Source organism: Leptospira wolbachii serovar Codice str. CDC (assembly GCF_000332515.2).
GTDB classification, from domain to species: Bacteria; Spirochaetota; Leptospiria; order Leptospirales; family Leptospiraceae; genus Leptospira_A; species Leptospira_A wolbachii.
Genome location: NZ_AOGZ02000016.1, coordinates 94,702 through 113,689, shown reverse-complemented (window position 1 = coordinate 113,689; position 18,988 = coordinate 94,702). Strand labels below are relative to the sequence as shown.

The following is an 18,988-nucleotide window of genomic DNA, read 5'->3' as shown; positions in this document are numbered from 1 at the left end:
AAAAACCTAAAAGAGTTATTTATTTTTATCTGATTCCGAAAATTCGGTAAGGAAATTTCCATAACCTCTTTCTTTCAATTTTGATTTAGGGATAAACTCCATTGAGGCCGAATTCATACAATAGCGTTTGTTTGTCGGCTCTGGCCCATCATCAAACACATGGCCTAAATGCGAGTTCGCTTGTTTCGAACGTACCTCTGTCCGACTCATGCCGTAAGAACGATCTTCTATTTCTATCACATTGGTTTTTACCAGTGGTTTTGTAAAACTAGGCCATCCCGTCCCCGATTCAAATTTGTCCTTCGAACTAAATAAAGCCTCTTTGGAAACTATATCTACATAGATCCCCTCGTCATGGTTGTCCCAATATTCATTTTGGAATGGTGGTTCTGTTTCGTCCTCTTGGGTGACACGGTATTGCAGATCGGTGAGTTTTTTTCGCAGTTCCAGATTCTCGGATTTTTTCGGAAAGTGGGAAGAAGATTCGGAACAGGAAGTAATCAAAAGCAAACAAAACACCAAAAGGAAGGAAATAGAAGTCAGGGATCCAGTTCGTTTCATAACGATTTAGACTGGTGGGAAAAGCGAAAATTTTGCTTTCCTTTAGGCAAATTTGCTTTCGTCTAAACTTCGTATGTTGATTGCTCCTTTACCGAAAAATGAGGCTGCACGTCTTTCGGCCTTAAAAGGGCTCGAAATCCTCGACACTCCCGAAGAGGAAATGTTCGATGAAATTACAAAAATGGCTTCTCTGATTTGTGATGTTCCGATCTCTCTTGTGAGTCTCATCGACGAAACTAGACAATGGTTCAAATCCCACCATGGACTCGAAGACCGTGAAACTCCCAGGTCTCTTGCTTTTTGTTCCCATGCTATTTTGGGGGATGAAGTCTTTGTTGTCCCCAACGCAAAAGAAGACATCCGTTTTAAAAACAACCCTTTAGTCGAGGAAGCACCCAATGTTATTTTTTATGCGGGGATTCCTCTTGCCCTAGACGACGAAATCAAGTTGGGAACACTTTGTGTCATCGATAACAAACCAAGAGAACTAAACAAAGAACAAATGCAGATGTTGCAGTTGCTTGCCAAACAAACCATTCGTTTGTTACAAATGCGAAAGGCAACAGAACGATTGGAAATTGAAAAATTGGCCGCAGAAAAGGCCTCAGCAGCAAAAAGAGATTTTATCGCTGCGATCAGCCACGACATTCGTAATCCCTTAAATTCCCTTCTTGGTATGTCCGAAATGATTCGAGAAACTGATTTAAATCCAACAGTTCTCAGTTATGTGGACCATATACGAAATGCCGGAGAAGTGATCTTACATTTGGTCAATGATACCATAGAAATTTCTCGATTGGAAGAAAACGCAAGTGTATTAAAAAATGAATGGTTTGAGCTTTATGAATGTTTACATATCTTGAATTCCTTTTTTCAGGCAGAAACCAAACGGAAAAAAATAGAATTCAAACTAGATAGTGGAGTAAACAAAAATGTATTCCTTCATTCAGACAAAAGAAAAATCGAAAAGATATTTTGGAACTTAATTGCCAACGCCGTAAAATTCACAACCAAAGGAACTATCACTTGTTCAGTTCAGTTAGAAACCAAAACAAAAGGGGAAGGAATTTTACAGATTGAAGTGAAAGATACAGGTCCCGGAATTTCTCCTGAAGTGAAAGACAGGCTCTTTCAAAAATACAATCAATTTGTTCCCGAAGGGTGCGGGATCCCTGGTTCTGGACTTGGCCTATCTATCGTTAAACTTTCGTTAGAAGAAATGGGCGGAATGGTGGAGGTTGAATCTAAGTTAGGTGAAGGGTCTACATTTAAAGTAAAAATTCCAATCCTTTGGAAAACAGAGGAAGGGAAGTCTGGGACAACCGACTCAAACATTAAACCCCAATCCCACTTGCCTAGTTTTTCCAGACCACAAAGAGTTCTCATTGCCGATGACAATGATCTCAACCGAAAAGTCCTTCGTAGTTATTTAAAACCCTTACGTTTTGAAATTGTAGAAACTAGTAATGGAACTGACGCGGAAAAGGAATTACACGAATCTCCTTACGATATTGCCTTTTTGGACATTGAAATGCCCGGTAAAAATGGAACAGAAATTGCGAAGGGTTTTAGTGAAAAATCCCGCCGGCCCGTCCTCTTCGCCTGTACCGGCCTCTGCATGCCTGAGGAGAAAACCCATATTCTGACCTCGGGATTTGACTATTTTATGCCCAAACCCTACCAGAAAGAAGAACTCTACCTACACCTGAAGGAAATCGCAGAAAAGGGAACCTAAGACATTTAGGTATTTTTACCTTTCTTTTTTAGGCCGTTTTTTTATTGTATCCTATTTCCATGACTAAGAATGACACCGAAGTTGGAAATGACTTCCAATCCTTCGGATTACGTCCTGAAATACTACAAGGAATCACTGATGCAGGCTTTGAACTACCAAGCCCTATCCAAAAACAAGCGATTCCGCTCGTATTGGAAGGAAAAGATTTAATCGCACAAGCGCAGACCGGTACCGGAAAAACTGCCGCTTACGGACTCCCCTGTTTGAACAAAATCAATGTGAACGATGGCATGCAAGTGCTTGTCCTCACACCAACTCGCGAACTTGCACTGCAAGTATCAGATGAACTGTTTAAATTGGGAAAACATTTAGGAATCAAAACCACCACTATCTATGGCGGAAGTTCCTATTCTAAACAAATTACACAAGTGGCCAAAGGTGCCCAAGTTGCTGTTGCAACTCCAGGAAGACTTCTCGATCTATTGAAAGGAAAGGAACTTAAAAATTTCAAACCTTCAATGGTGATATTGGATGAAGCAGATGAAATGCTCGACATGGGCTTTATGGACGATATTGAATCCATTTTTAATCTACTGCCAACCAAAAGACAAACCTTACTCTTCTCCGCTACTATGCCGGAGCCCATTAAGAAGTTGGCAAGTAAGTACCAAACGCACCCTGCACTTGTAAAAATTGCAGCAACAGAAAAATCGTCTAAGAACATCGAACAAGTGTACTACGTGATTGATGAAGCAGAACGAGAAATTTCTGTCGTACGAATTTTGGATTATGAAAACCCTTTTAAGGCAATCATTTTCACAAAAACTAAAAAAGAAGCAGATGATCTTAAATCAACACTTAGTTTCAAAGGTTATCCCGTTGAAGCTCTCCACGGAGATTTAAATCAAAAACAAAGAGAACAAGTTTTAAAAAGCCTACATGATGGGCGCGTAAAAATCCTTGTAGCAACCGATGTTGCCGCACGTGGTCTTGACGTAAAAGATTTGTCCCTCGTAATCAACTACCATCTTCCTTTTGATAGCGAAAGTTATACACATAGAATTGGTCGTACAGGTCGTGCCGGAAAATCGGGAAAAGCGGTAACTCTTGTAACCACAAGAGAATCTCGTGCCCTTCTCCGATTGAAAGGAACCTCTGGAACCAATCTCACCATTGCAGCTCTTCCTACGAAAAAAGAAGTACTCGCAAGAAGAGAAGAAGACTTCCTAAACAAAGTGGTGGAAACAGAAATTCATGCGGATGCAGAAGAAGTTTTAGAAAAACTTTTGAAGTTGGACGACAAACGTTCTTTATCTTTGAAACTTCTTTCAAATATGCTTGATCAAACCAAAATCAGCGGACCGGAAAAAATCGGTAAAACACCTGGGGAATGGAGTGAAACTCCTCCTGGTGGTGGATCTGGTGGAAGACGACGTGAAGGCGGAGGATCGGGTGGCGGAAGTCGCGGTGGATACCGTGGCGGAAGATCCAACAGTGAAAGAAGTGAACGCGGTGGAGATACTCGTCGCAGCAGTGCTCCCCCTTCTAAAAAAGAAGGTGGAGTGTTTGTAAAAGCGGCTGGGAAAAAAACTCAGCGTTTTCGAAGTAAGTAGTGGCTAACAAACCACTCCTCACCGTTTCGATAGTCCCATAACTCAGCACAGGCGAGAAAGAAAACTTTCCAATAAACAAACCATTTGGTTTTTTCTTTTTCGCCGTAAGTACTCGCAAGGATAGGCAGAAGTTTATCCTTGTTTAGTATCATATTATCATACCAAGCCTCACTCGTTCTCGCATAATGTGTTCCATTCACAACCCAGTGATTTTCGATTAAAAAATCCTTCTGGAAATACAAAAACAAATCATCCGAAGGCATCTGCCCCCCGGTAAAGAAGTATTTCGCCATGAAGTCCGTTTCATCGATGACTTCAAACGGATAAGCAAACTCCTTATGAGTGAAGATATGAATAAAAAACTTTCCATCCGCTACTAGAAACTTCGATAGCTTTTCAAAAAGTTTCTCATAGTTTTTCATGTGCTCTAACATCTCAACAGAAACAATCCGATCAAATTTATCCTTCGTAGTAAAATCGTTCATGTCTTTGGTAATGATGGTAAGATTTTTTAACCCACGTTCTTTAGCGCGTTTGTCGATAAATTCTTTTTGTGTTTTAGAATTGGAAACACCTGTGACTTTCGATTTAGGAAAATGTTCGGCAATATAGAGAGAGATACTTCCCCATCCGCATCCTAAGTCCAAAACCTTCATTCCATTTTTGATCTCTGCTCGTTCCACAGTGATTCGAAGCATTTCTTCTTCGGATTCAGCAAAACTTGTATCGAGTGATGGCCAGTATCCAGAGGAATATTTCATCCTAGGTCCCATCACATAAGTAAAAAAATCACTCGGAACTTCGTAATGTTGTTCGTTTGCAGCTTCCGTATGAACCGCAATCGGAGATTTTTTTAACTCATTCACATAGTTCATTTTGTGTTGGAGTTGGGCCGTAACACTTTCTTTTCTCTCTTGTTTGATCCGTAGATTTAAAAGTTGACGGATACGAAACCGAATGAGCCAATCCGGGAAAATATCTTTCTCTAAAAGTGAATTGATGTTAAAAGCCGAGCCCTCTTTTTTCGAGGGAGAATCATTGAAATTCATGTTTTATCCTTTATTATTTTTGTTTTGAAAACCAGGGAAAAAATGCATTGGTGGTCTGTTGGTATTCACGAAACGCATCTCCTTTGGAAAGGAGTGAGTATTTTTCTGCAAAGGGAACACCCGATACAAATCGTAATAACACAAACATAAAGAGTGGTGTGAATAAAGAAAAAATTGCTTCAGGAGAAGAAAGAACCGGAATGATTCCAATCCCCACCCAAATGATCCATTCAAAAAAGTAATTGGGGTGGCGCGAATATTTCCAAAGGCCTACATTACAAACCTTACCTTTGTTTGCTGGTTCCGCTACAAACCTATGGAGATCCCGGTCAGAAATCGTTTCTCCAACCACTCCCACAACAAACAAAACCCAACCGAGTAGAACCATCAAATATCCGTTAGGTCCCATAACCCCAGAATTGGGAAATAGATTCCACTGGGCGGCAAAATAAAACGGGAATGAAAGTAAAAGTGCTAAAAAACCTTGCAAAAGAAATACATTGGTAAACATCTTTTGGTGGACTTTGGTACCGTAGTCCTTTCGAAATCCAGCGTAACGTTTGTCTTCTGGATGGTTCGTACGGATGCGAGTCCAAAAAAGAAAGCCGGACAAACGAAGGGCCCAAATCCAAACAGGAATCAAAACCGAAAATTTCGCAAAAACATTCCCTCGTCCAAAATAAACAAGGATACTGGCGATTCCAGCAATCACAAGTCCCCAACCTACATCAATGACTGCGTAGTTGTCTCTGGACTTTCCCCAAAACCACATCAGACTCATAAACAAAAATGTAAATATAACAGCCGCTAAATAAGAAAAAAATAAATTGTCCAAAGGATAGTTTCTCTCCCTATGCCTTGGTTTAGACGACTTTCAGTGCGATTTGAAGTCTTCGTAAAGTTTTTTATAGAGAATTTTTTCTAAAAACTTGGGAGAGAAAAATCTCATCCATTCCAAAAATTTACCAGACAGGTTGAATGTCACAAGCCTTGCCTCTTTGTCCTTGGCAACTGACATTAAAACATGGGCCACTTCCTTTGCCGTCTTTCGTTTTCCTTTGGCGGGAGCTTCGGAAAGTGTTCCCCCTTCGGCATCTAGGCCTGAAGTGCGAAGGGCCGTGTCTGTATACGGAACACAGACTAAAGAAACACCAAGGCCTTCCTCCCTTGTTTCAATCCGAAGCGATTCGAGTGCTGCATGTAAGGCAGACTTGGATGCCGAATAAGCTGCCCGGCCAGGCACTCCATACAAAGCAGAGACAGTAGAAGTAGTCACAATATTGCCTTTGGCAAGAAGAAGAAGTGGAAGAAGTCCCCGAACCAGTTGGATTGGTCCAAAGAAATTGGTGGCAAAGGTTTTGCGGTAAACATCCAAAGAAAGAGAATCGAACCGACCATGGGCAGTGATCCCTGCATTATTAAACAAAACATCGATTTTAGAAACTTTCTTTTGGATCCACTCCACAGCATCTAAAACAGAAGTGGGGTCAGAGAGGTCGCAAGTCACACGGTGAATGACCACCCTCTCGTGTTTGTTTTTGGGTTCCTCAATTTCTGCGGCCCGTCTTGCCAGAAGCACAAGTTCACAAGGAAAAACAGCGAGTTCTTCATACAAGGCTTTCCCAATCCCGCTGGAGGCACCGGTGATCACTACCACCCTATCGTTCCAAAAATCTTTTTTCATAACTGCCTCTATCCTCTATTCCCACTCGACAAAGGATAAGGAGACCCGAGGATCTGACGAGTGAATTTTGATTTTAAACGATAGAGGAATTATGTTAAACAAAGTATGGGAAATTCAAGGATCTTTTGGACTAGAAAATCTAAAACAATCGACAAGGGATCTTTCTGAATCACTGAACCCCAAAGAAGTCCTCGTTCGCCTAACAGCGACTTCACTAAATTATCGTGATTATTTAATGGTGATTGGAACTTACAATCCCCGTCAAAAACTTCCCCTCATCCCTTGTTCGGATGGAGCGGGTGTTGTCGAAGCTGTAGGATCCGAGGTCACTCTCTGGAAAAAAGGAGACCGAGTCCTACCCATTTTTGCCCAAAAATGGATGGATGGTGCTCCCAATATGGACAACCTTCGTTCTACCCTCGGTGGGCCAAATGACGGATGTTTGGCGGAGTATGGAAAGTTTTCTGAAGAAGGGCTTGTCGCCACGCCAAGTCACCTAACGGATGCAGAAGCCGCTACCTTAGGATGTGCTGGCCTTACTGCTTACAATGCCGTTGTCAGTTTTGGTGGGATTGAACCTGGGGCTGACGTACTTTGCCTTGGAACCGGCGGAGTTTCCCTTTTCGCTTTACAATTTGCAAAAATGATGGGTGCCCGAGTCATCATCACCTCTTCCAGTGATGAAAAACTAGCTCGCGCGAAATCACTTGGTGCCGATGAAACCATCAACTATTCCACAAAAAACAATTGGGAACGAGATGTTCGCAAACATACCAAAATGGCGGGAGCTGACCTTATCATCGAAGTGGGTGGTGCTGGCACTATGCCAAAATCTATGATGAGCGTGAAACCTTACGGAACCATTGCTCTCATTGGTGTCCTCGCTGGAGGGGAATCAACTCTTTCCCTTTACCCCATCCTTATGCAAGGTGTGAAAGTCCAAGGAGTGATTGTGGGAAGCCGAGCTGACTTCGTAAAAATGAACCGGGCCATCGAACAAAACAAAATCAAACCCGTTGTGGACAAAGTGTACGGTTGGAACGAAGTCCCCGAAGCCCTGCAGTATTTACAAACAGGGAAACATTTTGGGAAAGTGGTGGTAAGCTGGGGGTGAAGTTCTGTTTAAGATCCACTAATATTTTTTAGAACTTGAGCGCCTCGTATTTGTTTGCTGGCCATCATTTCAATCTACAACCGACCGCGCTTTACGCTACAATCTTTCCTACGGAAAGGATTTTCGCTGCAGTCGCTGGCGCGGGGGATGTAAAGCAAAGAAAAATCCCAAAAGGTATGTCTCTGATATGCGATGTTGCGGAGAGAGAAAAGGATGTCGAAATCTTAGCTCATATCTTCTTTAATTCTTAAGTATTCATCAGGAGTAATAATTTTTAAGCCCTTGATTTTTTTTAAAGTTAGAAGATCTTTATCACCTGAGATTAAAAAATCTACATTTGCTGAGAATGCAGTTTCAAGAATATGAAAATCGTCTCTATCTCTTAAATTTAAATAATCTTTAAGTGGTTTGTTCTTAATTATAGTGGTAGCGTTTCTGATTTCTGCAATTGTAAATTGAATGAAGTCATAAGGTAGCTTGAATTTAGGTTTAGCTAACGTTTCTTCTAATTCATTCAGAATTTCATTCGAAATATATCCAATGAAAATATCATCGAGTAAATCTTGAAAAACCAATCTAGGTTTTCCATTGAATAAAATTGCAGAAATATAAATGTTAGTATCTAAAAGAACTTTAAACATTAAGAAGCTTTTTTATTTCTTCTAACTGTTTTAATTTCCTCAAAAATGTCAGCTTCTGTAAGATTCGATTTCTCTATAGTTTTTGAAGTAAAATCGAAGATAGCCTGCCACTTGGATTTTTTTTCAATATAAGTCCTTGCCGCTTCACGAATCAATTCGGATCTAGATCTGTGTTCTCTTTTTGCAATTTTATCAATTTCTTTTAAAAGAGCTTTTTCGAATGAGATATTAACAGTCTGATTCATAATTTTCCAAGATATACAAGATTTGTATATTTGTCAAATTGTATATTTCTAGGAATTTCTGTTAAACGCCGCACGAATGCGGTGATTCTTCCACCCAATGTTGGCATAGTTTGGGATATATTCGCGTTACAACTAACTAACCTACAAAGGGGTTTAATCGAATAACGGATAAACGCAGAAAATTTAGCGGTTATCCGCATTGCGTTTATCACCTTACTTCCTCGCGCTATATGCATTGCAATTAACGCCACTCCCCACAACTCAAACCGTACGTTCTTTACGCAAATCACTCAAATCAAAAACAATCCCCTTAAATAACGAACCGAATGTTGAATCGCAAACAATCGTGTCACTTTTCGCATATCCCGCAAAAGATACAGTTTGTAGCATATTTTAGACAATTCGTAAATATTTTAGCTATTTTTACTCAAAACGTACGATTCTTGCATTTCGAAATCTCATAGGAGAAGACCGCAAAACCGGTCTTTTAGAAAATGCAGAAGCGAAGATTACCGATTTTTATCTTATTCTATTTGGTCATTGGTTATGAACTCCTAGGACAAACGGCGGTTCCTGAAAATCCAACCAATCAGAACCAGGCCGTAAATCCTAGTTCCACTCCCCCTCCCACACAAGAACCGCAGAAACTACCTCCACCACCAACTTGGTCGGATGGATTTACGGCAGGTGCCCTTGTGCGGGTTCGTCCAGAACTGAAGTATAACTTAGATTTCAATCGCAACACAAACGACAATGTGGATTTTACAGGACAGAAGATCCAATTTTGGATTCAAAAAGAATTTACCAAAGATGTGATCGCTAAAATCACTTTCCAGGATGCAAGGCTTTGGGGAGCAGAAAAAGGATCACTCACAGGGCTTTCCACCGCCAATGATGGGACCAGACAAAGTACAGATGTTCGTGAAGCCTATATCGAAGTAAAAAACAACTTCAATCTTCCCTTTCATATTCAAGCAGGTCGTCAAATTCTGCGATACGGTGACGAACGTTTGGTGGGATCTTTGGATTGGACCAATATAGGCCGAAGTTTTGATGGACTAAGATTAAAATGGGATGATAAATACATCTCTTCTCATATCTTTGTCACCTCCGTGAGTGAACGTCACTCTGATATCGCCGGGAACACTACCTCCTTTGGCGTTAAAAACCAATATAGTCCTTACCTAGATTGTCCTTATAACGGAACCAAAGCATGCACTCTAAAACCAGATGCCCAAAGACAAGAGTTAGGTGATTCTTACTTTACAGGATTTTATAATACTTTAAAACCCTCTGATTATTTTCATATTGATTTGTATTACTTAGGTTTACAAAAGGAATACTTGCGGGCCAATCAATCGCTCATCCTCACCACAGGAGAAACGGGAAATCCTGCCTCCAGGGCTAGTAGATGGGATATCTTACATACTTATGGCATCCGTATTACCAACAGAACACAGGCCAATAAAAAAGCACTCCAAGCTTTGGACTATTCTTTCGAATATGCAGTGCAAACAGGAACCACTGGTAAATCCATCAGACCCAGATGGGACAATCAAAGAACCGAAGTCACCTTGACCGACCCTTTAACCAATGGGACTTACAACCACAACCTGTATTCAGAAAAGGAAAAGTACAAAACCTTTGCCTTTGGGGCCGACGTGGGATATACAATCGAAAAACTTAGATTAGGTGTAGCTTACGATATCGGAAGTGGAGATCCCAATAGAACGGACGGATCCATTGCCAGTTTCCAAAACTTATTTCATACCAACCATTTATTTTATGGGATGGCAGACCAAGTAAGCTGGGTCAATATGAAATCGAAATCAGTAAACGCCACTTACAACTTAGGGACTTATGGAAATTTCCGTGTTGATTACTTTGCCATTGAAAAACACAAACTTCAAGATAGTTGGTATGATGTCGCAGGTGTTGCCAAAACGGGAGCGAGCACAGAATCGATCACGAATAACAGTTATGATTCAAGCCAAGTTCTGACAGAAAAAGGAGCTGGTGACAACAGGCCAGTTTCTATGCTCGGGAGAAGTTTGTTTCGGGAGATCGATTTCAAATACAATATGCCTTACAAAAACTTAATTTTAGAATGCGGGTATAGTATGTTATTTGCCGGGGATGCCATCCAAAATCGCGTAAACGATCGCACGATCAACTCCCAAGTTTATACCAATCAATTTTCCAAAAATGCACAGTTTGCCTATTTAATGGTGACTGCTCAGTTTTAATTTTTGGGAAAAAAGATCTCATTTACCTATCAAAGTAAGGTGTCGAAATATTTTGGCGCCTCGCAAATGTTAGCTAAATTAAAAATGGATTTCATCACGCGACCGCGCTTTACGCTCCAATCTTTCACTTTCGTGAAAGGATTTCCGCTGCAATCGCTGGCAGGAGAATGGATTCTGCCTCTCATCCAACTTTCAATTTCAATAGTCCGGCCATCGCCTCATATTCTAAATCCGAAATTCGATTCAAAAGACTTTTTATCTGAGGCAGTCGACGATCTTCACCCGTCTTACCCAAAGACTCAAACAAGGATGCAATTTCTGTCCAGTGACTTGCAATTTCTTTGAATTGTTTATGAGCATTTTGAAAGATCGGGTCTTTCGTGATCTCATAAGCTTCTAACAAAAAGTCTCGATATAAGTTTCGAAAAATAGCACCGCCCGTACCGGCCTTTTCCATCATCATGGCTGTGGTTGCAAAATCTCTCTTGGGATCAGAAGAAGAATGAAACCATTTTTCTAACTGTGAAGCTAGTTTTTTGATACCCTTATAGGAAACATTCGTGATAGGTGGGTGCAAATATTCCCGAGCATTGTTTTTTGCAGCCACTCTCACTATCTTTGAGAGCTCTGGTGTTTTTTTCCCTGCTTCAATCGTATAAAAAAGATTTTTGGAAGCCATAGGGCCTTTTTCACTTCTTGCCAACTCCAAACTCTTTAGAGAAGTTTGCGCTTTGGTTCCTTGCTGTTTGGTATCAACCAAATAAGCATTTAATTCATCATAACCGTAAAGGGCAACATAGTGACCAGCAAAGTGAAATGGTTTGGAAAAATATTCTAAATAAAAAGAATCTAATTTCAAACCAACCGGAGTTCCCCTATCAATTAAATCGCAGACCGACGACCAAGCCTTCGTTTTAGAAGCGGTTTCCTGAATTTCTAATTTCAGATTTAGATTTTTACATATATTTTCCGTTAGTTGATCAGGTTTGATCCTTCCACCGATGAAAGGGAAATCCATTGTTTTCATATTCCAAAAGATAAAACTGAGGCCTTCCCCAAGCCCAAATAACATAGGCTCCGACAAATTCATTCCAATATGTTTTAAAAGTGTTCCTGTGGCTGTGGTTTCACAGTGGGCTCCCAGAAAAGGAGAAATTTTAGATAAAATCATATATATTAACCAACAAACTCATAGAATCATCATACATATAACAAATCAAATTCCCTATTCTACAACCAAACCTTCAATGATAATAGTCCTTTGAGAATATAAAGCTCGGTTTGATACAAAAAGCAATTGTGCTCCGGTAGTCAAAGTTCTGATCAAGGAATCAACGGCATTCTCTTTCGAATAAATCCGAAGATTTACAATCTTCTTTGCATAAGGAAGTTGCCTTTGAAAAATATCATCCAGATTCAAGGTTTCGATAGGAAGTGTGTCAAACAGCCACCAAGAAAGTTTTGTTTCGATAATGAAATGCCTATACTTCTCATTACTTCCTAGTTCGTTAGAAAAACTGATAGGGATTTTTGTATCAACAAGTTCATATTGATAGGAAGCGCAATGGCTTAAAAACAAAACACTGACAAGAATTAGGAATGGTTGCAAAAATTTCATTTGGAAATACCTCCGTTTGTCATCGCATATATATTCCCCTTTAGATTGAGTGTATAAGGCCTTACTATTCCAAAGGTGATCATGTCAAATACTCCATCCCAAAATTCGTATTCTTCTGTAATTTTTAAATCCCCAATTTGAGCATTGGGATGTTTGAGATAAACCTCTGCTAACAGTTCATCCAGTGCTTTGTCTCTAATGTTGGATAAACCCCAAAAAAGATAAACTCGTGTATAGGTTAAATCAAAAGAATCTGCAACAGTATACCCTTCAGCCGTTGTATATCCGTTCAATCGAACTTTGTGTTTACCCCATGTTTGGAAATAGGAAGTGTTAGCACAATGGAACAAAAGAAAACTTAAACTAAATAAAAAAAATTTTTTCATATCTCCTCTTAACTTGGAGGCAAAAAGAGCAGCGCATCCAAATTCAACAAACTACCGAATGACAGCAGTCATATTACCAACGTTCTAATGGTTTTGCATATGCAACAAGAATATTTCCACCTAATTTTTCCTCAAACTTTTGGCAAAGATCCAATGCCTTAGAATCTAAAATTGCATATTTGAAGGTTGTACATAACCCTTTCGGTTTTGCGATGGTTCCTTTTTTATAAATAGCTAAAAAAGTATGAAACTGCTCTCCTATTGCTTTGCATTCTTTCTCTAATCCTTGATCCAAAACCACTAGGTCGGAAAGATCATAAACATTAAGTTCGAAATCAGGAATCCATTCATACAATAAACTTTTAGTAAGAAAATAATTTGGAGTCATGGTTCTTCTGAAACTTCAGCCAAGCCCCACGTCCAGTGCCATCATAAGAACAAATCCAAACATGGCACCGAGGGTTGACATTTCGGTTTCTTTGCCTGTATGAGATTCGGGAATCAACTCTTCTACAACTACAAAGATCATGGCTCCTGCGGCAAAAGATAATGCAAAGGGAAGTATACTTTCCACATAAAAAACAAGGGCAGCTCCAAGAAGACCACCGATTGGTTCTACAAATCCAGAGAGTTGTCCATACCAAAAGCTCTTCCGCGCACTAAAACCTTCACGTAACAATGGAATGGAAACTGCTGCCCCCTCTGGTATATTTTGGATTCCAATTCCGAAAGCAACAACCGCCGCCGCCATCAGCGCTTCATAGGTAAATCCGTCGCCAAGCGCCCCAAAGGCGACACCTACCGCCAAACCTTCCGGAATGTTGTGTAGTGTGATGGCAAGAATCAAAAGTAAACTCCGCTGAAAGGAAGACTTCCCTCCTTCCAAATGGTTTTCTTCCAAACCTACGTGCAAATGAGGAAGGAGTTTATGCAGAACATAAAGACTGAGTCCACCCGATAAAAACCCAAAACTAGAATGGAGCCAAGCAGGATTCCCAGCATTTTCTGAAAGCTCGATAGAGGGTAATAACAATGACCAAAAACTGGCAGCAATCATAATGCCGGAGGCAAACCCTAACATTGCATTGAAGACGGGCCTTGGTACGGTGCGAAAGAAAAATACAAAACCAGCACCAAAAGCAGTACAAAACCAAGTGAACCCAGTGGCAAGGAGAGCCAAAACCACTGGATGCCATAACATAATAGAATCTAACATTTATTTGGCTGGCATCATTCCGACAAAAAGAGAACTCATTTCTTTGGCACGCCAAAGACCATCAGTATCTTTTTCTACAGACACTGGTCGAAAACTGGAAGCCCCCCGAGTGGCCACAAAAAGTTTCAATTTGCCTGTGGACTCATCTCCCGAATACGGGTTTGTATAAGTTTCAACAGTTAAAGGCAAACTCGGTGTGTATCCATTCGAAGGTTCTGCCCCTTTCCAATATCCATTAGATAACATTTTGTATTTATCCAGTTGTCCAAGAAGATACAGATCACTCCCTCCTAAATCAACTCCATCCACTGCCGTTGGTTTGGTAGACTTTTGTCTGTTTTTGGAGAGGACAGATAAAGTGACTGCCTTTCTACCCAAGTCTTGGTTTTTGCCATAAAGAGAAATCGCAAGTACAAGGATCGCAGCTCCTCCTTCTGGTGTGGCTGCAAGATTTGATTGTAATGATTTGAATTCTTCAATGGTGGTAGGTTCGGAAGAAATGTTTACTGGATTTCTTCCTGTCAAGTTTTGTGCCACAAGCGGTAAGGAGAAACAAAAGACTAACAAACTAGTGAATGTTTTCATGGTCGAGAATCCTAGAATCATTATGATTTGGTTTCAATCCTTTTTCTTCATTTTTTTCTTTACCAAAAGACGGTGATCTGTAATCTTTTTGTATGAAAAAAATATTTCTCGTTTCTCTCTTTTTTATTCCATGCCTTCTCACCTCACAGTCATTAAAGGATGCAAAAGAGTTTCAAAGCCTTTCCAAAAAAATGTGTGCCAAAACTTCTGAGTGTATGAAAGAAAAACTGAAAGACCTTCCCGCAGACCAAAGGAAAATGGTCGAGTCTCAGTTTGTGAATGGGAATGTCTGTGAAGCACGCTACAAAAACTATGTAGTGGAAGGCCAAAAACCAGCAAATGACAAACCTACCAAAAAACTGACCAAAGAAGATTTGGAAGACATGAAAAAATGTGCCAAAGAAATGGCGGCCTTCTCTTGTGCTGATTTCGAAGATGGGAAAGTTCCTGAGTCTTGCGAAAAATTCCAATCAGAAGACTAATCCTTCTTCTCTAAACTTCCATCCAATACGGGCTAATCTCACCTAGCCCGTGTTTCCCTGATAATTTCAAAAGTAACCGATCCATTCCAATCGAGATCCCTGCACATTCGGGGAATCCATTTTCCAAACAACGAAGAAATTCCTCATCCATGGCAAATACTTCTTTTCCTAACTTGGCCCGTAATTCCCGTTCTTCTCTAAATCGTTTTCGTTGCTCTTTTGCATCACTTAACTCATAGAAGGCATTGGCTAGCTCCAACCCGTCCCAATAAATTTCAAATCGTTTAGCAACCCCACCTACCACTCGAGCCAGGGCCGCGCATTCTTGCGGATAATCATATAAAAAAACAATTCCTTCCCCTAACTTTGGTTCCACCAAGTTTAAGAATACCAAAAAGAAAAGATCTTCATACTGCCAAGTTCCGAGTTCTGCCAAACTAGAATTAGATAGTTTTCTGTTTTCAATCGTTTCCAACAAATCAGCGCGAGAAAATCCATGTCCGACATTTTGTACAAAGGCCTCTTCTACAGAGAGATGACGGATCCAATCTGGGAGGGAGGTTTTTTTATTTTCCTCTTCGGTTCCGAAATTGCGGATCAATTCTCGTAAAAAAGTTTCCATATAATGACGTAAGGAACTATCATTCATTCCTTTTGCATAAAGTTCTAACATCAGAAACTCTTTGGAATGAAACTCACTTCCCATTTCGCCTGACCTGTAGGTATGGGCCAATTCAAAGATCCGAGTCATCCCTTTTGCCATCATCTGTTTCAGACTGTATTCAGGAGAAGTGATGAGGTATCCTTTTTCACGTCCATTGGGAGAGCGCACTTCAAAAGGATCCAAATAAGGTTCCATCCCTACAATGGGCTTTAAAGTAGGAGTATCCACTTCCAGAAATCCATCCCGCCATAAAATCTCACGAACCTTTCGGATGACTTTGGAACGAAAAATGAGTGTATCTTTTGAGAGTGAGACCATACATTACCTCCAATGGCAAAAAAAACAAAATACTTGAATGTGCGCGAAGTTCAGAATGCGTATGAAATTGTCATTTTGTCTAAAACCGTTCACAACGAACTGGAAGAAGAAATGGATTCTGTGATGCACATGTTGTTCTTCCAAACAAGATCCCATATCCAAATGGATCTTTCGAACCTACCTTACCTTCCTGTCACTCTCCTCACCAAACTCTTAAATATGGCGCGTGACCTGCGATTGAAAAAAAGAGTCCTTGTGCTCCTCGGTCTCCCTATCTCTAGTTATATGTATTTAAAACGATTTGACCTCATCAGGCTCGTTTTTCCAAGTCCTGCCATCCTTAGGGAGTCTCATCGAGATTCCAGGGGATAATTTCCAAATTCACGCCCATCTCACCTAACAAAAGCATAGTCCTTTTGTCGAGAACCACACCTTTTGTGAACTCAGAGGCAAACTCCACCGACGCATAGATGGTAGATTCATAACTTTCTGTGAATTCTTTTAAGTCTTTGCGAACAGGTGCTAAGGTTTTAAGCAGATCCCAAATATGATCGAGTAACGGGAATTCCGGTCCCAGTTTGGAATTGAGCTGCCAATGACTCGGAATTGTCATATTTTCGATGTCTTTTACATCCGCACCGTGATAATAGTCCGGTTGGATGCCTAGTTTTTCCGTCACTTCCAGAGGCCTAAGCCTTGGTCCTGTGATGGCAAACATTGCCCACGATTTTGCTTCTCTTTGTGTTCCCGATTCCATTTTTTACTTTTTTTTTCTACTACAAGAACCAAATTGAGAAAGAACTCAAGGGAAAAACATGAAAAATATTTTGGTAATTGAGGACGATCCGGATATCGGCAACCTAATCCGGAAATCTCTCGATTCTGCTCACTACACAACCTCCGTTTTTGAAAATGGCGAAGAAGGTTTGAAATTTTACAAGTCCAATCATCCTGATTTAGTGATTCTGGATCTCTCTCTCCCGGACATTGATGGTATGGAAATTTGCCGTAGCATCAGAAAGGCCGATGAAAGTACGCCAATTTTTATTCTTTCCGCAAGGACTGAGGAAATTGATCGCATCATGGGACTTGAGTTAGGTGCTGATGATTACATCACAAAACCATTTTCGGTGCGCGAACTAAAAACCCGAGTGGATGTTTTCTTTCGTAGATGGGATAAAAAAATTGGGATCAAACCCAATGTGGGACAAGCCGGAGAAATCATTCGTGGTGCTCTTAAAATTGATTCCATCCGTAGACGAGTCACTCTCAACGAAAACATAATCAACATTTCTAGAAAAGAATTTGACATCTTACAACTGTTAGCCGGTTCTCCCGGAAAAGTTTTTTCTCGTGAAATGATTTTGGAATCGGTTTGGGGTGTGGAATGGGATGGTTTCGAAAGGATGATTGACAGTCATATCAAACGCATTCGCTCCAAACTAGAAAAAAACTCCGCACAACCAGAATGGATCGAAACCATTTGGGGAATCGGATATCGTTTCACTGATAACTTTGAGAACATTGTGGTTCCCGATTAAGTAACCGATATGGAAGAAGTGAAAAAAGACAAATCCCTCATCGATGAAATTAAGTTGTATGAGAAAAAAGCCAAAGAAATTGAACAAAGAGCCAAGGAGAAGTATATGGAACAAGTAAGCGACATCAAACAAAAGTTAGGTAAAGCCAGCGAAGAGGCTTCTATCAAAGCAAAAGAAGTGATTGATACTGTGGGAACTTATGTAAAAGAACATCCACAAAAAGCTGCCGTGATTGGATTTGGTGTGGGGCTTGGACTTGGTCTTGCTCTTGGTTGGGTGTTTAAGAAGAAATAATTGGAACATAAAGAATCAAAACATCGTAAAAAAGGCGGAATCAAGGCCGCCTTCGAAGACTTAGTCGCAAAAGTTGCTTCTTATGTGGAAGTGATGACAATTTACATTCAGAAGAATCTCCAAGTTTATATTAAAAATTTGGTCCTCTCTTCGGTTTGGGTTTTCACTTCTATTTTCCTTATCTTCTTAGGCCTCATTTACATCTCCTATGGAGTGTATTTAAGTATTCAAAAATTTCTCTCCAATGGGGATCCGATCCTTGCCAGCTTCGGAACAGGATTGGGATTTTTAGTTTTTGCCATTTTGTTTTTATCTTTAGTGCTTCGAAAAAAATAACCCAATGCGCTTCAACCCCCTAACAGACCATGAACGGTATTTAGACAAAGATCCCAAAGACATGTCACTTACCGAATTACGAATGTTATTAAAAATCAAACGAATGGACTTACAACTTGGTTGGAATGAGTTTGAAGGAAAAATCAAATTCTGGCAACGAGTGGTTCGTTCCGTTCGCGAGTCGGGCATGGTAGACCAAGTAAGAGAAGGAATCCAAACTTACCTACAAAACAAATCTCCCAAGGAATAAGGGTTTTCCTACCAAAAGCCGATACTTGTAAAAACAAAAAGCTGACAAGTACAATGCGACCGAAGAATATATTATGAAACGTCATCCTTACATTGCACCTGAAATCATTCGTATGGATGTAAGTTTCGGAAGCCCCGCCTACAAAGCGTTTGTGGAAGATAAGATTAAAAAAAATAGCTAAGTTGGGCGCCTCGAACTATTTGGTGGAGATTGTTTTATTGATTAATCGATCCCGCTCTCCCTCGACGCGGACGCTCGGTCGATCGGTGGCGCGGGAATTTGTTTGTGGATAAGCTTTAGAAAACGTTGATGTGTTGTTGGAAATTGAATTACGGATTCCTTAGCTTTCATCATCTATAAAAAACTGACTTCTAGAGCAAATCATCTGTTTTGAACGTGAAATCAATGGT

The 18,988-nt window shown here is 40.4% G+C and carries 24 protein-coding genes and 1 pseudogene; 11 read left to right on the top strand and 14 right to left on the bottom strand.

The window, feature by feature from the left end:
• Positions 1 to 15: 15 nt before the first annotated feature.
• A complete protein-coding gene (msrB, locus tag LEP1GSC195_RS17990) occupies positions 16 to 561 on the bottom strand; it encodes a peptide-methionine (R)-S-oxide reductase MsrB (RefSeq protein ID WP_015682924.1) in 546 nt (181 codons plus the stop codon).
• 73 nt (positions 562 to 634) lie between these two features.
• On the opposite strand from msrB, the gene LEP1GSC195_RS17985 reads away from it, so the two are divergent.
• Both LEP1GSC195_RS17985 and LEP1GSC195_RS17980 read left to right on the top strand, forming a co-directional pair.
• On the top strand, positions 635 to 2,296 hold the full coding sequence (locus LEP1GSC195_RS17985) for a hybrid sensor histidine kinase/response regulator (protein WP_040507252.1): 1,662 nt from the start codon (positions 635 to 637) through the stop codon (positions 2,294 to 2,296).
• A gap of 59 nt (positions 2,297 to 2,355) precedes the next feature.
• Positions 2,356 to 3,909 (top strand): DEAD/DEAH box helicase, encoded by a 1,554-nt coding sequence (locus tag LEP1GSC195_RS17980; protein WP_015682967.1) that lies wholly within the window; start codon positions 2,356 to 2,358, stop codon positions 3,907 to 3,909.
• Here the strand turns inward: LEP1GSC195_RS17980 and LEP1GSC195_RS17975 are convergent.
• From LEP1GSC195_RS17975 to LEP1GSC195_RS17965, 3 genes are read right to left on the bottom strand one after another with little or no spacing between them, the layout of a single operon-like run.
• Entirely contained in the window at positions 3,888 to 4,958 is a 1,071-nt protein-coding gene (locus LEP1GSC195_RS17975) for an SAM-dependent methyltransferase (RefSeq protein WP_015682991.1), read from the bottom strand. The genes LEP1GSC195_RS17980 and LEP1GSC195_RS17975 overlap by 22 nt on opposite strands.
• Positions 4,959 to 4,971: 13 nt before the next feature.
• A complete protein-coding gene (locus LEP1GSC195_RS17970; RefSeq protein WP_015682829.1) occupies positions 4,972 to 5,793 on the bottom strand; it encodes a DUF1295 domain-containing protein in 822 nt (273 codons plus the stop codon).
• 39 nt (positions 5,794 to 5,832) lie between these two features.
• The gene (locus LEP1GSC195_RS17965) at positions 5,833 to 6,642 is read right to left on the bottom strand and encodes an SDR family NAD(P)-dependent oxidoreductase (protein WP_015682851.1); all 810 of its coding nucleotides are present in this window, start codon (positions 6,640 to 6,642) and stop codon (positions 5,833 to 5,835) included.
• A gap of 91 nt (positions 6,643 to 6,733) precedes the next feature.
• On the opposite strand from LEP1GSC195_RS17965, the gene LEP1GSC195_RS17960 reads away from it, so the two are divergent.
• Positions 6,734 to 7,756 (top strand): zinc-dependent alcohol dehydrogenase family protein, encoded by a 1,023-nt coding sequence (locus LEP1GSC195_RS17960; RefSeq protein ID WP_040507240.1) that lies wholly within the window; start codon positions 6,734 to 6,736, stop codon positions 7,754 to 7,756.
• Between the two features lie 224 nt (positions 7,757 to 7,980).
• On the opposite strand, the gene LEP1GSC195_RS17950 is transcribed toward LEP1GSC195_RS17960, so the two are convergent.
• Both LEP1GSC195_RS17950 and LEP1GSC195_RS17945 read right to left on the bottom strand, forming a co-directional pair.
• Positions 7,981 to 8,397 (bottom strand): putative toxin-antitoxin system toxin component, PIN family, encoded by a 417-nt coding sequence (locus LEP1GSC195_RS17950; RefSeq protein ID WP_015683038.1) that lies wholly within the window; start codon positions 8,395 to 8,397, stop codon positions 7,981 to 7,983.
• A complete protein-coding gene (locus LEP1GSC195_RS17945; RefSeq protein WP_015682951.1) occupies positions 8,397 to 8,642 on the bottom strand; it encodes a CopG family ribbon-helix-helix protein in 246 nt (81 codons plus the stop codon). The genes LEP1GSC195_RS17950 and LEP1GSC195_RS17945 overlap by 1 nt, the downstream gene beginning before the upstream one ends.
• A gap of 494 nt (positions 8,643 to 9,136) precedes the next feature.
• Here LEP1GSC195_RS17945 and LEP1GSC195_RS17935 point away from each other — a divergent pair, with 494 nt between their 5' ends.
• On the top strand, positions 9,137 to 10,888 hold the full coding sequence (locus tag LEP1GSC195_RS17935; RefSeq protein WP_015683004.1) for an alginate export family protein: 1,752 nt from the start codon (positions 9,137 to 9,139) through the stop codon (positions 10,886 to 10,888).
• A 181-nt stretch (positions 10,889 to 11,069) separates the two neighbouring features.
• Here LEP1GSC195_RS17935 and LEP1GSC195_RS17930 read toward each other — a convergent pair whose 3' ends face one another.
• The 6 genes from LEP1GSC195_RS17930 to LEP1GSC195_RS17905 all read right to left on the bottom strand — a co-directional run bounded on the left by LEP1GSC195_RS17930 (position 11,070) and on the right by LEP1GSC195_RS17905 (position 14,693).
• The gene (locus tag LEP1GSC195_RS17930; protein ID WP_015682864.1) at positions 11,070 to 12,059 is read right to left on the bottom strand and encodes a BtrH N-terminal domain-containing protein; all 990 of its coding nucleotides are present in this window, start codon (positions 12,057 to 12,059) and stop codon (positions 11,070 to 11,072) included.
• Positions 12,060 to 12,113: 54 nt separating this feature from the next.
• Entirely contained in the window at positions 12,114 to 12,506 is a 393-nt protein-coding gene (locus tag LEP1GSC195_RS17925; RefSeq protein ID WP_015682934.1) for a hypothetical protein, read from the bottom strand.
• Complete coding sequence (locus tag LEP1GSC195_RS17920) at positions 12,503 to 12,892, bottom strand: hypothetical protein (protein ID WP_015682945.1); 390 nt, start codon at positions 12,890 to 12,892, stop codon at positions 12,503 to 12,505. The genes LEP1GSC195_RS17925 and LEP1GSC195_RS17920 overlap by 4 nt, the downstream gene beginning before the upstream one ends.
• A 73-nt stretch (positions 12,893 to 12,965) precedes the next feature.
• Positions 12,966 to 13,280 (bottom strand): hypothetical protein, encoded by a 315-nt coding sequence (locus LEP1GSC195_RS17915; protein ID WP_015683027.1) that lies wholly within the window; start codon positions 13,278 to 13,280, stop codon positions 12,966 to 12,968.
• 15 nt (positions 13,281 to 13,295) lie between these two features.
• Positions 13,296 to 14,108: a ZIP family metal transporter gene (locus LEP1GSC195_RS17910; protein WP_015682869.1), complete on the bottom strand. Its 813-nt coding sequence runs from the start codon at positions 14,106 to 14,108 to the stop codon at positions 13,296 to 13,298.
• Positions 14,109 to 14,693: a DUF6935 domain-containing protein gene (locus tag LEP1GSC195_RS17905; protein WP_015682937.1), complete on the bottom strand. Its 585-nt coding sequence runs from the start codon at positions 14,691 to 14,693 to the stop codon at positions 14,109 to 14,111.
• 92 nt (positions 14,694 to 14,785) lie between these two features.
• Here LEP1GSC195_RS17905 and LEP1GSC195_RS17900 point away from each other — a divergent pair, with 92 nt between their 5' ends.
• Entirely contained in the window at positions 14,786 to 15,175 is a 390-nt protein-coding gene (locus LEP1GSC195_RS17900) for an LA_2478/LA_2722/LA_4182 family protein (protein WP_015682982.1), read from the top strand.
• A 10-nt stretch (positions 15,176 to 15,185) separates the two neighbouring features.
• On the opposite strand, the gene LEP1GSC195_RS17895 is transcribed toward LEP1GSC195_RS17900, so the two are convergent.
• Positions 15,186 to 16,157, bottom strand: a complete 972-nt coding sequence (locus LEP1GSC195_RS17895) for an amino acid--tRNA ligase-related protein (RefSeq protein ID WP_015682933.1) — start codon at positions 16,155 to 16,157, stop codon at positions 15,186 to 15,188.
• Between the two features lie 12 nt (positions 16,158 to 16,169).
• Between LEP1GSC195_RS17895 and LEP1GSC195_RS17890 the strand changes: the two genes are divergently transcribed.
• Positions 16,170 to 16,529, top strand: coding sequence for a hypothetical protein (locus tag LEP1GSC195_RS17890; protein WP_015683010.1), 360 nt, complete (start codon positions 16,170 to 16,172; stop codon positions 16,527 to 16,529).
• Here LEP1GSC195_RS17890 and LEP1GSC195_RS17885 read toward each other — a convergent pair.
• Positions 16,498 to 16,914 (bottom strand): DUF4279 domain-containing protein, encoded by a 417-nt coding sequence (locus tag LEP1GSC195_RS17885; RefSeq protein ID WP_002975700.1) that lies wholly within the window; start codon positions 16,912 to 16,914, stop codon positions 16,498 to 16,500. The two genes, LEP1GSC195_RS17890 and LEP1GSC195_RS17885, sit on opposite strands and share 32 nt — an antisense overlap.
• A 58-nt stretch (positions 16,915 to 16,972) precedes the next feature.
• On the opposite strand from LEP1GSC195_RS17885, the gene LEP1GSC195_RS17880 reads away from it, so the two are divergent.
• The 5 genes and pseudogenes from LEP1GSC195_RS17880 to cutA all read left to right on the top strand — a co-directional run.
• Entirely contained in the window at positions 16,973 to 17,698 is a 726-nt protein-coding gene (locus LEP1GSC195_RS17880) for a response regulator transcription factor (RefSeq protein ID WP_002975764.1), read from the top strand.
• Positions 17,699 to 17,707: 9 nt separating this feature from the next.
• Positions 17,708 to 17,992, top strand: a complete 285-nt coding sequence (locus tag LEP1GSC195_RS17875) for a DUF883 family protein (RefSeq protein ID WP_002979579.1) — start codon at positions 17,708 to 17,710, stop codon at positions 17,990 to 17,992.
• Positions 17,993 to 18,328, top strand: a complete 336-nt coding sequence (locus LEP1GSC195_RS17870) for an LBF_4227 family protein (RefSeq protein WP_015683047.1) — start codon at positions 17,993 to 17,995, stop codon at positions 18,326 to 18,328.
• Between the two features lie 4 nt (positions 18,329 to 18,332).
• Complete coding sequence (locus tag LEP1GSC195_RS17865; RefSeq protein WP_015682847.1) at positions 18,333 to 18,578, top strand: hypothetical protein; 246 nt, start codon at positions 18,333 to 18,335, stop codon at positions 18,576 to 18,578.
• Positions 18,579 to 18,609: 31 nt separating this feature from the next.
• Positions 18,610 to 18,759, top strand: a pseudogene (gene cutA / locus LEP1GSC195_RS17860) (divalent cation tolerance protein CutA); the annotation flags it as partial.
• Between the last annotated feature and the right edge of the window lie 229 nt (positions 18,760 to 18,988).

What these genes read in the sequence shown, in the direction of transcription:
- LEP1GSC195_RS17875 (WP_002979579.1), top strand. Translation starts at nt 17,708, where the DNA reads ATGGAAGAAGTGAAAAAAGACAAATCCCTCATCGATGAAATTAAGTTG.
- LEP1GSC195_RS17985 (WP_040507252.1), top strand. Translation starts at nt 635, where the DNA reads ATGTTGATTGCTCCTTTACCGAAAAATGAGGCTGCACGTCTTTCGGCC.
- LEP1GSC195_RS17880 (WP_002975764.1), top strand. Translation starts at nt 16,973, where the DNA reads ATGAAAAATATTTTGGTAATTGAGGACGATCCGGATATCGGCAACCTA.
- LEP1GSC195_RS17960 (WP_040507240.1), top strand. Translation starts at nt 6,734, where the DNA reads ATGTTAAACAAAGTATGGGAAATTCAAGGATCTTTTGGACTAGAAAAT.
- LEP1GSC195_RS17925 (WP_015682934.1), bottom strand. Translation starts at nt 12,506, where the DNA reads ATGAAATTTTTGCAACCATTCCTAATTCTTGTCAGTGTTTTGTTTTTA.
- LEP1GSC195_RS17980 (WP_015682967.1), top strand. Translation starts at nt 2,356, where the DNA reads ATGACTAAGAATGACACCGAAGTTGGAAATGACTTCCAATCCTTCGGA.
- msrB (WP_015682924.1), bottom strand. Translation starts at nt 561, where the DNA reads ATGAAACGAACTGGATCCCTGACTTCTATTTCCTTCCTTTTGGTGTTT.
- LEP1GSC195_RS17945 (WP_015682951.1), bottom strand. Translation starts at nt 8,642, where the DNA reads ATGAATCAGACTGTTAATATCTCATTCGAAAAAGCTCTTTTAAAAGAA.
- LEP1GSC195_RS17905 (WP_015682937.1), bottom strand. Translation starts at nt 14,693, where the DNA reads ATGAAAACATTCACTAGTTTGTTAGTCTTTTGTTTCTCCTTACCGCTT.
- LEP1GSC195_RS17965 (WP_015682851.1), bottom strand. Translation starts at nt 6,642, where the DNA reads ATGAAAAAAGATTTTTGGAACGATAGGGTGGTAGTGATCACCGGTGCC.
- LEP1GSC195_RS17915 (WP_015683027.1), bottom strand. Translation starts at nt 13,280, where the DNA reads ATGACTCCAAATTATTTTCTTACTAAAAGTTTATTGTATGAATGGATT.
- LEP1GSC195_RS17950 (WP_015683038.1), bottom strand. Translation starts at nt 8,397, where the DNA reads ATGTTTAAAGTTCTTTTAGATACTAACATTTATATTTCTGCAATTTTA.
- LEP1GSC195_RS17865 (WP_015682847.1), top strand. Translation starts at nt 18,333, where the DNA reads ATGCGCTTCAACCCCCTAACAGACCATGAACGGTATTTAGACAAAGAT.
- LEP1GSC195_RS17895 (WP_015682933.1), bottom strand. Translation starts at nt 16,157, where the DNA reads ATGGTCTCACTCTCAAAAGATACACTCATTTTTCGTTCCAAAGTCATC.
- LEP1GSC195_RS17890 (WP_015683010.1), top strand. Translation starts at nt 16,170, where the DNA reads ATGGCAAAAAAAACAAAATACTTGAATGTGCGCGAAGTTCAGAATGCG.
- LEP1GSC195_RS17920 (WP_015682945.1), bottom strand. Translation starts at nt 12,892, where the DNA reads ATGAAAAAATTTTTTTTATTTAGTTTAAGTTTTCTTTTGTTCCATTGT.
- LEP1GSC195_RS17930 (WP_015682864.1), bottom strand. Translation starts at nt 12,059, where the DNA reads ATGATTTTATCTAAAATTTCTCCTTTTCTGGGAGCCCACTGTGAAACC.
- LEP1GSC195_RS17900 (WP_015682982.1), top strand. Translation starts at nt 14,786, where the DNA reads ATGAAAAAAATATTTCTCGTTTCTCTCTTTTTTATTCCATGCCTTCTC.
- LEP1GSC195_RS17935 (WP_015683004.1), top strand. Translation starts at nt 9,137, where the DNA reads ATGCAGAAGCGAAGATTACCGATTTTTATCTTATTCTATTTGGTCATT.
- LEP1GSC195_RS17910 (WP_015682869.1), bottom strand. Translation starts at nt 14,108, where the DNA reads ATGTTAGATTCTATTATGTTATGGCATCCAGTGGTTTTGGCTCTCCTT.
- LEP1GSC195_RS17975 (WP_015682991.1), bottom strand. Translation starts at nt 4,958, where the DNA reads ATGAATTTCAATGATTCTCCCTCGAAAAAAGAGGGCTCGGCTTTTAAC.
- LEP1GSC195_RS17885 (WP_002975700.1), bottom strand. Translation starts at nt 16,914, where the DNA reads ATGGAATCGGGAACACAAAGAGAAGCAAAATCGTGGGCAATGTTTGCC.